Below are 15368 nucleotides of genomic sequence, written 5' to 3'. Positions count from 1 at the left end.
GATTTAGACGGCGTCTTCCAGTTCGAGTCGCGGCGCGATACCCAGCGCCTTCATCTCGTCCAACAGGAGCTTGAAGGCGTAGCTCATCTCGATCTCGTGGATGTCGGTCTCCTCGTCGCAGTTCGGACAGTAGACGCGCCGTTGTTCGACGTTTTCGACCGCGCTCATTCCGCAGTTCGCACAGACGTGAATGAACTCGCGGTCGGACTCGTCCAAGAGCCGTTCCTTTAGCGTCATGGCCGCCCCGTGGCCGATGAACACGTCGCGTTCCATCTCACCGATACGGAGGCCACCCTCGCGGGCGCGCCCCTCCGTTGGTTGGCGGGTGAGTACCTGCACGGGTCCGCGCGAGCGGGCGTGCAGTTTGTTCGAAACCATGTGGTAGAGCTTCTGATAGAAAATGACGCCGACGAAGATGTCGGCCTCGATCTTCTCTCCGGTGACCCCGGAATACATGGTCTCCTTACCCGCCGAATCGAACCCGGCGTCCTCGAGTCCATCGCGGAGCTCGTCCTTATCTTCGCCCAGGAACGGCGTCCCGTCGACGCGTCGTCCCTCCATCGCGCCGAGTTTACCGCCGATCATCTCGAGGATGTGTCCGACAGTCATCCGCGACGGCAGCGCGTGGGGGTTCACGACGAGGTCGGGAACGACACCCTCCTCGGTAAAGGGCATGTCCTCCTGCGGTGCGAGGTGGCCGACGACACCCTTCTGGCCGTGGCGGCTGGCGAATTTGTCCCCGAGTTCGGGGATCCGCTCGTCGCGCACGGAGACCTTCGAGAGCTTCGAACCGTCTTCACCCTCCATGAGAGTAACGGTGTCGACGATCCCGGACTCACCCGAGCGCATGGTGACCGACGTTTCGCGGCGCTTCTGGGGCGAGAGACCGCCCATGTCGTCCGGTTCCTCGAGGAATCGCGGCGGACTCGTCTTGCCGAGCAAGACGGAATTCTCGTCGACGTTCGTCTCGGGATTGACGAGGCCGTCCTCGTCGAGGTGATTGTACGCTTCCTCCCCGCGGGCGCCGCGGACGTCCTGGCTCGGGATCTCGAATCGGTCTTCCTGACCGCCCGGATACCGGCGTTCTTCACCCTCGTAGGTCCGGAAGAAGTGCGACCTCGCGAGCGCGCGCTCGACGCTGGCTTTGTTCATGACCAGCGCGTCCTCGATGTTGAACCCCTCGTAGCTCATCACGGCGACGACGAAGTTCTGTGCCGCGGGACGTTCGTCGTAGCCGATCTGTTCGGTCGTCTGGGTTTTCACCATCGATAGCTGCGGATAGTGCAGCAGGTGCTGGCGCGTGTCTGGCCGAATCCGATAGTTCGCGCTCGGCAGTCCGAGCGACTGCTTGATCATCCCCGCCCCCATCGTAATGCGGGGCGAGGCGTTGTGTTCGGGGTACGGAATCATCCCCGCACCGATCGAGAAGATCAGCGACGGATCGATCTCGAGGTGTGTGTGCTTCACCGTGAGATCGTCTTCGTCGACGGCGACCAGAATATCTTCTTCCTCTTCCGCGTCGATGAACTCGATATAGCCGTGATCGACGAGGTCCTCGAACTCAAGGTCACCGTCGTGAAGCGCATCGATCTCCTGATCGGAGATACGGGGTTCGCCGTCTTCGACGACCAGCAACGGTCGCCGGGCCCGGCCCGCGTCCGCGTTGACGATCACTTCGCGGGTGCGGTCTTTCACCGAAACGTTGACCATCTCGCTGACGTCGCCGATGCGTCGCGCTTCGCGGATCTGTTCTGCAAGTTCGTGCGGATCGGGATGGGTCCCCACCAGCGACCCGTTGACGTAGACTTTCGCCTCTCGTTCTTGGCTGCTCATGATTGATTAGTCGTCCCCTGCTGCTGTCGACCGTTCGATGCCTTCGAGGCCGGGAATCCCCTCGACACCCATCGATGCCAATTCGCGTTTGAGTTCCTGTTCATCCTCGACGTTCTGGGAGAGTTCCATCGACTGCGCGAAGTTCTTCACCAGACCACAGTTCGGTCCCTCCGGCGTTTCAGAGGGGCCGATACGTCCCCACTGGGTCGCGTGTAAGTCCCGCGCTTCGAAGTGCGGCTGCGAGCGTGAGAGCGGACTGCGAAGGCGGCGCAAGTGGCTGAGCACCCCCATGAAGTCGGTCCGATCCACCAGCTGGGAGACCCCGGAGCGACCCCCGACCCAGTTCCCCGTCGCAATCGGATGTTCGAGCCGTTCGGTGAGGACGTCCGAGCGGACAACCGTGTTCACCGAGAGCTGTCGATTGCGCATGTTCGCTCGCTCGAGCTGGTACTTGACGTCCCGGGCGAGCTTGTTCAGCGCAGTCCGGAACAGGTCTTTCATGAGGTCGCCGCTGACCTTCAGCCGCTTGTTCGCGTAGTGGTCCTTGTCGTCGGATTCGCGGCGACCGAGCGCGAGTTCGAAACAGGCCTCTGCCATCCGACAGAGGTAGTGGGCCTTGTTGATCCGGACGTCCTCCTCCTCGACGCCGTCCTCGTGGAGGTGCGGGAGAAGGTACCGGTCAATGACGTAGTTGGCCCGCTTGAGCTGGTAGTTCTTCCCCTGGCCGGAGGCGACGCGCTTGCCCAGTGCCTCGATGGCTTGCTCTTCGGTCTGAACCTCCGCTTCCTCAAGGTTCTCGAGCATGTATTTGACGACTTCGGGGTCGTTCGAGACCTTGTGGACGATTTCCTCGTCGCTTTCGAGCCCGAGGGCTCGAACCAGCGTCACGAAGTTTATCGATCCCGATACCGAGGGGAACGAGACCTCGAGCAGGCCATCTCGGGTTCGCTCACACAGCACTAGCGCGCGGTAGCCCCGTCGTTGCGAGAAAGTCTTTGCGACCTGAATCTCGTCGCCATATTTGGTGTCGTACTCCGCGAGGATCTTGTTCGGCGCGAGGTCCTCGCTGGTCATCAACACCCGCTCGGAGCCGTTGACGATGAAATAGCCGCCGGGGTCGGCAGGGTCCTCGCCGATTTCGATCAATTCCTCGTCGGAGAAGCCGGCGATGTTACACTTCTCGGAGCCGACCATGATCGGCATCCGACCGATCTTCGTCTCGGTCGAGTCGACGATCCGCTGGTCGCCCTCTTCGCCCTTGACGATCGACATCTCCATGAACACCGGCGCCGAGTAGGTGATGTTTCGAAGGCGGGCCTCCTGCGGATAGAGCAGTTCTTCCGAGCCGTCGGCCTCTCGAACTCGCGGGGTGACGACGCGGACGTCACCCAGTTCGACGTGGACGGGCTCTTCGCCTTCTTTGTCGCCGATGTCCGTGTCGATCGTCGCCTTTTCGTCGACGACCTCTTGCATCCCTCGCGTGAGGAACGCGTTGAACGAGCGGTAGTGGTGCTCTGCGATCCGTTCCTTCGAGAAGTATTCGCGCGAAATCTCACGCCGTTCGTCGCGGTTTAGTTCCATTGCCATTTATTCCACCACGAGTCGGTACACGATCGCCTGTTCAGCCGTGCGCGAGTCCCGAACGATTTTGATGACGTCGCCGATCTCGGCATCGTCTGGTAAGGCTGGGTCGGTTCGTTTGATCTTTGGTAAGTCTGTACGGTCGATATTGTATTCCTCGAGTACGTCCTCGAGAACGTCCTCCTCGAGAACGGTGTGCTCGGGAACCAGGTCGTGTTGGCTTACGTCTACCATGGATTGGTGTGGGTGTGCGTGTCGGCTATCGGGAGAGAAGCGGCTGTCACGAGATACTACAGGCAAGTAGCGGCGGGAGGCATTTAACGGTTACTAAGTCGACGCACAAGCAAAGCTATCCGGCCGGGGCGGACCTGACCGGGGCGGACGATCACATACATGAGTATCCGGTTCTCAGTTATATTCCTTGTGGGTCGTGCAAAAGGGTACCACGATAGAGCCGGGACGTGGCGCTCGAGCCGGAGCCGTGGCGCGATTGACCGTACCACACGATATTCGATTGAAAAGCCTTAATACCACCAGCGAGCAACGATGAATCGGAAGCCCGGGTGGTGTAGTGGCCCATCATACGACCCTGTCACGGTCGTGACGCGGGTTCAAATCCCGCCTCGGGCGTATTCTTCCGCGATCAACCATCGACGAGCGCCGCATCGGGGCGCTCGCCCTCCTGTGCGCGGAAAATCACCTCACGAAGGGACTGGAATGCGTATTGGTCTTTAGTTAGGCCTCAGCAGTCGGTTTGATGGCGGTAGCGAGTTGTTCTTGGAGAACCGGCCGTTGTCTGTGGATCTTCTGAGCGTCGTCAATCAGGCGCTCGAGCAGTGGTGGTGGAGAATACCCGAGGTAGCCACTCAACTGGTGGAGAATGAGCTGGGCGTGCGACCGGAAGGTCGCCGCCCAGCGTTCCGGCGGAAACACGAGGTCGTCGTCTGCGTGCTCAATAACCAGACTGAGCAACTCACGACTCACGATCAAGGATAACAGCGCCGCATACAGCAAAATCTCTACGATATGCTTCTTCGTCGTATTGAACTCATCCAGTCTGTACTGCGTCTTCAGTTCCCGGAACAGCAGTTCTACCTCCCACCGACACCGATAGATCGTCGCTAGATCCTCCGGGAGGAACTCTTCGCGTGAGAGATTTGTGATGTACAGGTGATAGTCGTCGGCGTCCTCGTTGCGGACGCCGACGACGCGGAACCGTTTCCTATCGCGTGACTGCGTGCCCGCGTACTCTCTCCGGTCAAATTCAACCTCAACTTCGACATCAATGTACTTACGACAGAGATCGTCCACGACGTCGAAGATTTTCTTGCCTTCCAAGGGAATGGCGCGGCCGCGCCATTCCCTGAATTCGCCGGTTACAACCGGGTTAGAACTGCGTTTCAGTCGGCTCACGAAGTAGCCGTTGTTCTCGTCGATCAACGCGAACCGCCGATACTTGAAATAGGCAAGATCGAGGATCGCTAGACGGCCGTCGAGCCACGATCCTGTCTCGAACTGCGTGCTGTCGTGTCTTTTCTCGTCTGTGACGCTGAATCGGTCAATCGTCTGATCCGTGACATTGTGGAGCAGGTGGAACCGTGCTCCAGCCTGCTCCTCATGGCGAGCCTCATACTCCTCAGAAAGCAACTCGTGGAGCCGGAGAACCGTTCCATCTGCGATCATCACGTCTCTGAATCGGTTGAACTCCTCTGAAACAGTGTGAGGTCGCGCAGATATGCTGCGAGCGTCGGCGTCAACCGCTGAAAGAACCCTCCTGGAGAGAGTGTCTTGTCTGCAGTTGAGTTGTAGCTTCGCCTGAAGCTGGCGAGCGTTCGGCTTGCGCCGCCGGCGAAGCCGAACGCAAACGACCAGACGAGCGGTGGAATCTGCAGCTTCCGGTCACGCTCGACCACGCCGACGGCATCGGCGTGGTCTTCGAGCGCATCAGATGGAAGGAAGTTAGTGAGACGACGTTCAACATCGTGTGAGGAGGTTTTGGTGTGCACAGCTAACACCTCCTCATTCCTTCCGAAAAGAATCCCCGATAAGCCGCCGCTATCGTGCGGTTTTGCGCCTAACTAAAGACGGATGCTGGAATGCGGAACGAGCGAACGAGACGAACAGAATTCAGGTGGTTCGAATCTCGCCTCGGGTACTTTCTGCTGATGCCTATTTGTGAGCGATGATCGAACCGCGGCGTCAGCGAAATGGTGGCCGGTTACCCATCGAGACGAATGGGCACGACGAAGTAACGAGTCTGTTGGCGGCCACCAAAACGAGGAGGGAACAAAACCCTTAATACTCCGACCCGGAAACGGGGAGTTGCGAGCCCGGGTGGTGTAGTGGCCCATCATACGACCCTGTCACGGTCGTGACGCGGGTTCAAATCCCGCCTCGGGCGTATTCTTCCGCGATCAACCATCGACGAGCGCCGCACCGGGGCGCTCGCCCTCCTGTGCGCGGAAAATCACCTCACGAAGGGACTGGAATGCGGAACGAGCGAACGAGGCGAACAGAATTCAGGTGGTTCGAATCTCGCCCCGAGCGCTTACTCAAAGAAGGATAGCTTCGCATCCATTCAGGATTGCGATAGCAGCGTCAGCAGTCCCGCTACGAACGGAGACTCGATATTTGTGAATTCTGTTCCACATCCCCCTCGGGTACGTGTTCCACGACGTGAGAATATCGTACGTGATTAGGTTTCAAACCAGTATATTTCTCCTACCGGTAGAATGAATACTAAACAGATCGGCGACGAGACTGAAGCGCGTATTCTTGCGGCGCTTATTGCAGACGGATACTCAGTTTCCGTTCCGTTCGGTGACAACGATAAGTACGATCTCGTAGTAGAGATGGGATCGGAGTTGCTTCGTGCACAGTGCAAAACGGGATGGATCGAAGGCGGTGTCGTTCGATTCAAAACAGCCAGCCAAACGACTGCCGATGGTGATACGACGATGGAGAGCTACGACGGATCGATCGACGCATTCGCCGTTCGATGTAAGGAAACCGACGAACTGTACTGGGTGCCGATCGAGGATGCCGGAAAGAAAAGCACGTATCTGCGATTGACTGAGCCCGAAATCGATCATCCGAGTGTCAATCAAGCAGACACATATCGGTTCGAGGTTCGGCTACCGTGATCGGCATCGATCTAGTGTATCTGGGAGTGTCAGTATCTGAGAGTGTCGTTTCCGAGTCTCGGTCACGACCGGCGAGAAGCTGACGACGAAAGTGGCCCGATCCTCGAGCATGCAGTCGAATTGATCCCATTCGAATAAATAGTTAGTAAATGCAGATATTGAATCCTAATATATTAGTATCAAGGCGTTACCTCGGTATACAACCCGGCGATGACGGAGGCGAATATCGCCAGAACAGCCACTCGTCGGTCCAGTGGATCATGTCACAACCGATAACAGTGCTCATCGTCGACAACGAACCCGATTTCGCCGCTCTCGCCGGAGAGATGGTAGAGCGCGAGCGCGAATCGATCGTCACCGTATCGGCGACGGACGGCGCGCAAGCGCTCGAGGAATTCGAGCGTCGGGAGGTCGATTGTATCGTCAGCGATTACGAGATGTCAGAGATGTCGGGCCTGGAGTTGCTCGAGACGATTCGAGAGGACGATCCTGATTTCCCGTTTATCCTGTTTACGGGGCGAGGCTCGGAAGAGATCGCCAGTGAGGCCATCGCGGCCGGCGTAACGCAGTATCTTCAGAAGGGATCGGGGAAGGAACAGTACGCGCTGCTGGCAAATCAGATCACGAACGCCGTCACCCAGTACCGGACGGAGACAGAGCTTCGAGAGAGCGAGCGGCGCTACGAGCGGACGCTGACGACGTTACACGAGACGACGCGGGATCTGATGCGAGGGGAGACCAAAGACGAGATCTATCGGTCGGCAGTCGAAACGGCGAGTGAGATTATCGACGTCGCAGTCGCAGCAGCATACGCGTTCGAACCGACGGATGGCGTGCTCGAGCATGCCGCATCGACGCGTCAGTCCCCGGATCGGGTCGATCCGGAGACGACGTTCCATCGAGGTGAGGGACTCGTCTGGGAGGTCTTCTCGGAAGGGGAAAGCGCCTACTACGAGGACGTAACATGCGAGGACAGCGAGGAGGGAGACCCCCCTCGAGCGAATGGTGAAGCCGTCGACAGCGTCGAAGCGGCGACGACAGCGAGTCGGAGTGAACTAATCGTCCCGCTCGGGACCCACGGCGTACTGGTCGCCGGAACCGGAGACGTGGACGGGTTCGACGAGACGATGACAGAATTATTGTATATTCTGGCGGCCAATACCGAAGCCGCGCTGGATCGGGCCGAACGCGAGCAGTTGCTTCGCGATCACGACCGGACGCTCACACGGCAGAACGAAGAGTTGACCCGCCTCAATCACACGAACGAGATCGTTCGAGAGATCAATCACGGCGTCGCGCAAGCGTCGACTCGCGACGCGATCGAGAAGACGGTGTGCGAACGCCTGGCCGGGACGGACCGCTATCGCTTCGCCTGGATCGCCGCGAGCGACGACGATCCGCCGGCGCCGACCGCGTGGGCCGGGGTCGACGCAGCATACATCGACAGGATCTGCGGGGATGGATCCCGTGCACCGGAGGTTTCGCTAGTCGACGATATCCTCGACACGGGAGCGGTTGAGTTGGTTCGAGACGTTCTCGAGGACGAGCGGTGGCAAACGCGGCGCAAAGAAGCATTGACCTACGGCTATCAGACGGTGCTCGGTGTACCGTTGATTGCCGACGAGCGCCGGTATGGCGTGCTGGTAGTCCACGTCTCGGGGGCCGATTCGATGGGCGAGGGCGAGCGCGAGGTGCTTGCGGAACTCGGAGAGACGATTGGCCACGCGATCCGATCGGTCGAGCGGACGCGAGCGATGGTCACGGACAGCCGGCTCGAACTCGAACTCGCCGTTGGAGACTCGCGGCTACTGCTCAATCGACTCTCGAAGGAGCTCACCGGAACCCAGCAGATAACGCTCGAGGGCGTCGTAGATCGCGGTGAGGAGGGGATCGTGCTATTCGTCAGCGCACCGGCGACGGCAGACCTCACGTCACTCGAGGCGTCGTGGGCGACGATCGAGACGCTCTCGGTGGTTTCTGAGGGAGACGAAGAAACGCTGTTCGAGTTGACGGTGGCATCGACCTCGTTCCTCGACGTTCTACGTACGTACGATGTCCAAGTACGGATGGCGACAGCCGAGAGTAGTACGTCGAGGATCGTTCTCGAAGTCCCACAGCAGGTCGAAACGCGATCGTTGGTCGAGGCGATCAGGGGAGAGTATCCGGAAACGGAACTGGTCGCCAAACGAGAGACGACGCGCACGCGGTCGGCACGCCAGCTCGATACCTATCTCGCCGAGAAGCTCACCGACAAGCAGCTCGAAGCGCTGCAGGCGGCCCACTACAGTGGCTTCTTCGAATGGCCTCGAGAGACGACAGGTGAGGATCTCGCGGATGCGCTCGGCGTGTCGTCGCCGACGTATCAATACCACCTTCGGGCGGCTGAGCGAAAACTCGTGACACTGGCCTTCGACAGAGAATTTAATTAATTAGAGTCCAATCTGGGAGACATACATACAGTTAGAAGCTATACTTAATCACCATCCGTTCGTACGAATGGATGGCGATCTGAGATAGTCTGTCGCCACCCCCAATCCCCCACCCCCCTTTCCTGGAACTCACGAACAACGGTGAGACTAGCTCGTCCGTTCGCCCGAGGATCGATCTATCGAGAGGATCTCGCGCCCAACGCCGGCAATAGGCAACGTCCTTGACGAACGGTTCGTCCATCCCAGACGACTGTTTCCGGGTCCCAGTACCGGTCAGCGACGGAATTCGTCGTCGAAGAGGCAGTTGGCAGTGGCGATCAGCGATTGTGGAGCGACATCTCAGCTCTATCACTAATTAAATAGAGTGATTTTCTCTACAGCACTAAATGATTGTAAACCATAGTTACGTATCCGCGACCTGTACCAGTAGATGGCGATCTGAGTCAGACTGTCGCCACCCCCGACCCCCATCCCCCATCCCCCCTTTCCGTACTCCACGTCTTCCAGTGACGGGTACTGCTGTCAGCGGGTCGATGCAACCGGACGAGAACGACGACGATTACGATGGCGACCGTTCGCCGTGGTCGACCGGCGGACGAGTACCCGTCGGGAAGAGGCGTCTCTCGGCTCTCCCGTCGGGAAGCCAAACGACTACACGACCGCTATCGTGAGCGACTTCGCTGTGACTGCTGGTTCCTCGCCTCGTCCCATTCGATCCAATGCTGTTCCCACCCGCGGTGAGATTCCGCCCGTCGCTGCGCTCGTTCGCGGTCCTCCCGCGCCATTCGGTTTCGTTCGACGGCTCCCGACTGCTCACCGTCGACCAGTAGCGGGTCGAACGAAACGGCGTCGAACTGGTCGCGTTCACCGTCGGCCGAGACGGCCTCGAGCCGTTGGTTCTGGGTCCCGCGAGGGAAGACTAATCGGCCACCGTCGGCCAGCTGCGCGAGCAGCGCACGAGGCGGGTCGACGGTTGCCGCCTCAAGGAGGATCCGGTCGAACGGCGCGTACTCGGGGAGTCCGTTCGCGCCGTCGCGACAGTCGACGAGAACGCCGTCGTACCCAGCCTCGGCGAGGTTTCTTCGGGCTTCGACGACCAGCGGCCTCGAGATGTCGACGGCATGAACGTTAGTCTCCCCGACGAGTTCGGCGGCGACGGCGGCCGTGTAGCCGACGCCGACGCCGACGATCAGGACGGTTTCGTCGTCGTCGAGGGCAAGCGCCTGGAGCAACCGAGCGACCGTCCGTGGCGCGAGGACGCGAGTACCGAGTGCCTCCTGTTCGCAGTCCGCGTAGGCTGTCCGCTCGTCATCGACGAACGCGTGGCGAGGGACGTCCCGCATCGCGACGGCCACGTTTTCGTCGACGAGGACGTTTTTGGGAGCGGCCTCGAGGCCGTCGACCATGTCCTCTCGCAGTACCGCGGGGTCCATACGCCAGCTATCGCACCGGCCGTTATCAATGGCGCGCTTGCGGAATTGGCCGGCAACCGAATCCGCGATCCGTCGGTTCGGAAGACTCCGCCGCGTTCGGCCCATTCGAGCGAGCAACGAAAGGCGGTGACCAGCGGCGGTGGCTATCGAAGTTGTGGCAGACACTGGCGGTGTGATAGCCACTGGGGACATTGGCGGTGTGATAGCCACTGGGGTGTGACAGACATGGAACGTATGGCTACCACAGCGATTCGGTGGCGTTCACGCGCGGCCTGTCACCAGGCGGACCAAGCAGTGCTCTGCTCGTCGTAGGCGTAGACCCGCTTTATGTCCTTCGCGAAGGCAGTATCGCCCTCGAGTTCGAAGCGGTCACGTTCGTAGCCCGCGGCGTCGTCCCGGACGACGAAGGCGTCGATTTCGAACTCCTCGTCACCGAACGATTCGACCGCGCCGACCGCGAACTCGTAGTCGCCGGGAACGTGGACGGTGACGCTCCGGCTGTCGTCTCGCGAGCCGTCCTGTGGATGGACGGTAACGTTGACGGCTACGTTATCGACCTCGCGGGTCCAGACGGTCTCGATTTCGTCTGCGGGAGCCGTTTCGACACGCTGCTGGCCGTCGAGTTCGACGCTCGTGACGCGAACGGTCGAGAGGACCTCCTCGGTTTCGAGGATAAACTCGTCACCGACCTCGATCGGTTCGTCCTCGGGTGTCGTGACGTTGGCCGTGAACGACTCGCCACCCTGGGAGACGACGACATCGAGGGTCACCTCACGTTCGCTGTCGGGCTGAATCTTGTGGACGTGACCGCACTCGCTGCATCGAACGGTCAAGTTGCCGCCACCTGCCGTGAGTACCTCGTGGACCGTCTCGAGGTCCGGCGAGCAGGAGGGACAGGGAGCTGGAACCCGATCCGGTGTATCGCTCATAGGCCGCGATACGCACTACGCACCTAAAAGGAGATTGAACCCGACCTCGTTCCCCCCCGAATCGCGTCGACGATCGGAACCACCTCTTTTGTCTCGAACGTATACTATTGCCCCTGAAAATCACGTTCCCGTCAGCGTCGGGCGCCCCGGTGTATGCCGAACCAGTCCCTGCTCGACCGTGTCGCGGTCGGCGGCGAGTCCGGCACCCCCGACACTTCGTGGCGTTCGGAAGCGTAGCTGCTCCAGCGGTACGGATTCGACTCGCGTCTCTGTGGCAGCACCCGAATCAGGGACACGTCGATTCAGTCGTCCGACACGGGAAGGTCGATCGGGGTGCCGTCGGCGAAGACCGTCGGCTCACGGATGATCCCGTCGAGGTGGATCGGCGCGTCCGTCTCACCGCCGATTCCTGCGTCGTCGCCAATCGCGATGTGGACGGTCCCACCGGCTTTCTCGTCCAGTAGGACCGAACCAACGAGATCGGTCACTGCGACGTTCGTCCCGATACCGAGTTCGGCCAGGTTGTACGCCGCATCGCCGACCGCCTCGGCTGCGTCCTCTACTTCCTCGCGAATGTCGTCGTCGGAGATTCCGGTGACGAAGCCGTCTTCGACCTCGAAAGACAGTGTCTGGCTGTCCTCGAGCAGTCCGTGGGGCATCATCGTTCCGTCGACGACGAACGTCCCGTCAGCGGTTTCCGGGCTGATAAACACCTCGCCAGCCGGCAAGTTGGACATCGCACCCGGTTCGCGAACGATTCCGGTATCCGAGAGCCACTCCCGGTCGCCGACGCCGAACGTAACGTCCGTTCCAGAATCGGTCGTGACGCGGATGTCATCGGCCTCGGCGACCTGCTCGCGAACCGCATCGCAGTTCGCCGCAATCGAGTCGTAATCGGCGTCGAGGCCAGTCGTGAAGACGTCCTCAGTGATTCCGGGAAGCGTCGCGACTCGCGCCCCAGCCTCGTTGGCCTCGGTCCGAGCGCGAGTATGACTCAAGCTCTTCGTCGTCGGCGCGAGCACCACGTCGGCACCGGCCATCGCCGCCGCGACGGGTTCTGGCGGTTCGCCACCGTGGGTCTCACCCGGTGGATACCGAACGATAACTGCATCGTCGGTTATCTCGCTCGCCACCTCGTACAGCGCCGTTCCGATCGGTTCGCGCTCGTCGTCGGTGACGATCGCACACGACTCCCCCGCCTCGAGGCCCAGACACTGATGAATGGCCGTCTCCGCCGCAGTTCGAAGTCCTGACATACATGGTCGTGCGGGGAGCGAGCCGATATGTCTTGTCTTCGAGTCGGCTCGGCGCCCTGTTCTCGACCTCGACGTCGGCCCGCGATCAAATCGACTGTTGAGAGCAAACTGAATCGAACAGACAGTGTGAACGTATGTCGAGATCGGCCTCGAGAGCGATCGAAAACTCCGATACGAGTAAAAATCGGCTGAGACACCTCGAAACGATTATCCCGCTCGGTGGATCACTGCGAGTACATGCAACAGGTCGCCATTAACGGCTACGGCACGATCGGTAAACGCGTCGCGGACGCCGTTCGACGGCAACCCGATATGGAAGTGCTGGGCGTCGCGAAAACGCGGCCGAACTTTGAGGCCGAAACAGCGATCGAGAAGGAGTTTCCGCTCTATGCGGCCGTCGAAGAGCGCGCCGATCAGTTCGGCGAGGCCGGCCTCGAGATAGCCGGCCCCGTCGAAGACCTCGTAGACGCCGCAGACGTCGTCGTCGACGCGACGCCGTCGGGAATCGGCGCTCAAAACAAGGATCTCTACGAGGCGTACGACACGCCCGCGCTCTACCAGGGCGGCGAGGACGCCGAAACCGCTGACGTGAGTTTCAACGCGCGCTCGAACTACGAAAATGCAGTTGACGCCGATCACGTCCGCGTCGTCTCCTGTAACACGACCGGCCTCTCGCGGGTTATCGCACCACTACAGGAAGCCTACGGTATCGAGAAGGTCCGCGCGACGCTCGTTCGTCGCGGCGGCGACCCAGGTCAGACCGATCGCGGCCCGATCAACGACATCCTCCCGAACCCGGTGACGGTTCCGTCTCACCACGGTCCCGACGTCGAGACAATCTTTCCCGACCTCGACATCGACACCCTCGGGATGAAGGTGCCCGCGACGAAGATGCACATGCACAGCCTGAACGTCACACTCGAGGATGACGTCGACGCAGCGGACGTCCGCGAACTGTTTGCAGCGGAATCGCGCCTCTTCCTGATCCCCGAGCGGATGACTATCGACGGCAGCGGGAAGCTCAAAGAGTACGCGCTGGATGTGGGCCGACCGCGCGGCGACCTCTGGGAGAACTGCATCTGGGAGGAATCCGTTTCCACCGTCGGCACCGACCTCTACCTGTTCCAGGGGATCCACCAGGAGTCGGACGTCGTCCCGGAGAACATCGACGCGATCCGCGCGGTGACCGGTGCCGCCGACGCCGAAGAGAGTATCGAGACGACTAACGAGACGCTCGGAATCGGCCTCTAGAATCGCGACAATCCGTCAGGCCGACTCGAAACCGACCAGTCGATCCTATAGCGACGACAGAAAGTTTTTGCCAGCGGATACCCTACGTACCCTCATGCGACGAGACGACCGCGACGAACCTTTCGACGACCTGTTTCGCGAAATCGAGCGGATGATGAACGAGATGATGAATGGACCGGACACAAACGTCGATTTCGACTCCTCGAGCGGCGTCGACAGCGGGTTCGGGATGGACACCCACGTAGACATCCACGAAACCAACGACGAGGTCCGCGTCATCGCCGACCTCCCGGGCGTCGAGAAGGATAACATCGAACTCGAATGTGACGGTAAAACACTGACCATCTCCGCGGAGAGCGAACACCGCCAGTACGACGAACGCGTCTCGCTGCCGACTCGCGTCAACGAACACACTGCCGCCGCGACCTACAACAACGGCGTCCTCGAGGTCGTCTTCGACCTCGCCGAACAGTCCTCAGACATCAGTCTCGAGTGATCGGTCAGTCGTGGTCGAATACGTTCGATTTCACCGTCGATCAGCAACACGCCGTATCGCAGCCGCGAGTCGGTCGTAGAATTCTGGTTCGTACTTCGTTTCTTCGTCAATCGTCGGTCGTGCATTGGTCTCGTTGACCACCAGTTTGTCGCCAGTCGCGAGTAGATCCACGCCGAGGAACGGAATCTCGAGTTCGGCTGCCACCGACTCGGCGAGATTCCGCCACGGATCGGGGAGTTCGATCCCGGTTGCCTCGGCACCACGGTGGACGTTGTGTTTCCACTGGCCTTCACGGACCGCTTCGTCGGGGAGCCGACGCTCGACCGCCCCGACGTACGTTCCGTCGAGTACCATCACCCGGTAGTCGGTCGCGTTCGGGAGGTACTCCTGGACCAGAAACGACTGGTCGCCCGTCGCCCGGTAATCGTGGACCAGCGAGAGGTAGTCACAGATCCCAAGAAACGAGTCCAGATCGTGTGCCTTCGCGACGCCGACGCCACGCGTCGTCGAGTTCGGTTTGACCACGACCGGGGGATCGAACCGATCGAAAACCGCCGTCAGTTCGGCTTCGGACACGTCGTTCGAGACGTACACGGAGTCGGGAACTGGAATCGTGGCCCGATCGAGTCGTGCCAGCACCTCGGCTTTGTTCCGCGAGGTCAGCACTGCCTCGTGGTCGTTGAGCCACGATACCTCGAGCAGTGCGTCGGCGACCCCACCCTCCATCAGTCGGCCTGGGTACACGAAACCGACGTCGTACTCGTCGGGGTCCCATGGGGGCTCTCGAAGTGCAATCGTTCGCTCGCGCACGGGCACGTGATGAACCCGTATTCCGTGTTCAGCCAGTGGCTCTCGCATCCGCTCGAACGTCTCCTGATCGTTCGCGACCGCGAGATCGATCATATGCGGTAGTCGGGAACAGAAGGGCAAAAAGGTGCTCGAGACGGCGAATCGAGAATCGGACGCGGTCGGCCGGGAGCGCGTCTCGAGCAGCTGCGAGAGACAAACGATTCGGGG

Annotated in this window: 12 protein-coding genes and 2 tRNA genes; 6 read left to right on the top strand and 8 right to left on the bottom strand. The window is 60.4% G+C overall.

Going from position 1 to position 15368, the window contains the following annotated elements:
- Nucleotides 1–3: 3 nt before the first annotated feature.
- From rpoB to NJU76_RS09025, 3 genes are read right to left on the bottom strand one after another with little or no spacing between them, the layout of a single operon-like run.
- A complete protein-coding gene (rpoB, locus tag NJU76_RS09035; RefSeq protein ID WP_254527710.1) occupies nucleotides 4–1833 on the bottom strand; it encodes a DNA-directed RNA polymerase subunit B in 1830 nt (609 codons plus the stop codon).
- A gap of 6 nt (nucleotides 1834–1839) precedes the next feature.
- Nucleotides 1840–3420, bottom strand: a complete 1581-nt coding sequence (locus NJU76_RS09030; protein ID WP_254527708.1) for a DNA-directed RNA polymerase subunit B'' — start codon at nucleotides 3418–3420, stop codon at nucleotides 1840–1842.
- A complete protein-coding gene (locus tag NJU76_RS09025; protein WP_254527706.1) occupies nucleotides 3421–3648 on the bottom strand; it encodes a DNA-directed RNA polymerase subunit H in 228 nt (75 codons plus the stop codon).
- 323 nt (nucleotides 3649–3971) lie between these two features.
- On the opposite strand from NJU76_RS09025, the gene NJU76_RS09020 reads away from it, so the two are divergent.
- Nucleotides 3972–4044 (top strand) — tRNA-Asp (locus NJU76_RS09020).
- Nucleotides 4045–4149: 105 nt separating this feature from the next.
- On the opposite strand, the gene NJU76_RS09015 is transcribed toward NJU76_RS09020, so the two are convergent.
- Nucleotides 4150–5286 carry an IS4 family transposase gene (locus NJU76_RS09015; protein WP_254532445.1) on the bottom strand — a complete coding sequence of 379 codons (1137 nt, stop codon included), beginning with the start codon at nucleotides 5284–5286 and terminating at the stop codon, nucleotides 4150–4152.
- A gap of 456 nt (nucleotides 5287–5742) precedes the next feature.
- Here NJU76_RS09015 and NJU76_RS09010 point away from each other — a divergent pair.
- The 3 genes from NJU76_RS09010 to NJU76_RS09000 all read left to right on the top strand — a co-directional run bounded on the left by NJU76_RS09010 (nucleotide 5743) and on the right by NJU76_RS09000 (nucleotide 8986).
- Nucleotides 5743–5815, top strand: a tRNA-Asp gene (locus NJU76_RS09010).
- 331 nt (nucleotides 5816–6146) lie between these two features.
- Nucleotides 6147–6557 (top strand): group I intron-associated PD-(D/E)XK endonuclease, encoded by a 411-nt coding sequence (locus NJU76_RS09005; protein WP_254527704.1) that lies wholly within the window; start codon nucleotides 6147–6149, stop codon nucleotides 6555–6557.
- Nucleotides 6558–6817: 260 nt separating this feature from the next.
- Nucleotides 6818–8986, top strand: coding sequence for a bacterio-opsin activator domain-containing protein (locus NJU76_RS09000; RefSeq protein WP_254527702.1), 2169 nt, complete (start codon nucleotides 6818–6820; stop codon nucleotides 8984–8986).
- Between the two features lie 662 nt (nucleotides 8987–9648).
- On the opposite strand, the gene NJU76_RS08995 is transcribed toward NJU76_RS09000, so the two are convergent.
- The 3 genes from NJU76_RS08995 to NJU76_RS08985 all read right to left on the bottom strand — a co-directional run bounded on the left by NJU76_RS08995 (nucleotide 9649) and on the right by NJU76_RS08985 (nucleotide 12604).
- Nucleotides 9649–10419, bottom strand: coding sequence for a protein-L-isoaspartate O-methyltransferase family protein (locus NJU76_RS08995; protein WP_254527700.1), 771 nt, complete (start codon nucleotides 10417–10419; stop codon nucleotides 9649–9651).
- Nucleotides 10420–10694: 275 nt separating this feature from the next.
- Complete coding sequence (locus NJU76_RS08990) at nucleotides 10695–11348, bottom strand: HVO_0476 family zinc finger protein (RefSeq protein ID WP_254527698.1); 654 nt, start codon at nucleotides 11346–11348, stop codon at nucleotides 10695–10697.
- A gap of 302 nt (nucleotides 11349–11650) precedes the next feature.
- Nucleotides 11651–12604 carry an aminopeptidase gene (locus tag NJU76_RS08985; protein ID WP_254532415.1) on the bottom strand — a complete coding sequence of 318 codons (954 nt, stop codon included), beginning with the start codon at nucleotides 12602–12604 and terminating at the stop codon, nucleotides 11651–11653.
- A 237-nt stretch (nucleotides 12605–12841) separates the two neighbouring features.
- On the opposite strand from NJU76_RS08985, the gene NJU76_RS08980 reads away from it, so the two are divergent.
- Entirely contained in the window at nucleotides 12842–13855 is a 1014-nt protein-coding gene (locus tag NJU76_RS08980) for a type II glyceraldehyde-3-phosphate dehydrogenase (protein ID WP_254532414.1), read from the top strand.
- A gap of 94 nt (nucleotides 13856–13949) precedes the next feature.
- The gene (locus tag NJU76_RS08975) at nucleotides 13950–14351 is read left to right on the top strand and encodes an Hsp20/alpha crystallin family protein (RefSeq protein ID WP_254532412.1); all 402 of its coding nucleotides are present in this window, start codon (nucleotides 13950–13952) and stop codon (nucleotides 14349–14351) included.
- Nucleotides 14352–14381: 30 nt separating this feature from the next.
- Here the strand turns inward: NJU76_RS08975 and NJU76_RS08970 are convergent, their stop codons facing one another.
- Nucleotides 14382–15254 (bottom strand): ATP-grasp domain-containing protein, encoded by an 873-nt coding sequence (locus tag NJU76_RS08970; protein ID WP_254532411.1) that lies wholly within the window; start codon nucleotides 15252–15254, stop codon nucleotides 14382–14384.
- Nucleotides 15255–15368: the final 114 nt, after the last annotated feature.

This window comes from Natrinema gelatinilyticum (assembly GCF_024266705.1).
GTDB lineage: Archaea > Halobacteriota > Halobacteria > Halobacteriales > Natrialbaceae > Natrinema > Natrinema gelatinilyticum.
The sequence above is the reverse complement of the archived record's forward strand: the minus strand, read 5'-3'. Positions and strand labels throughout refer to the sequence as shown.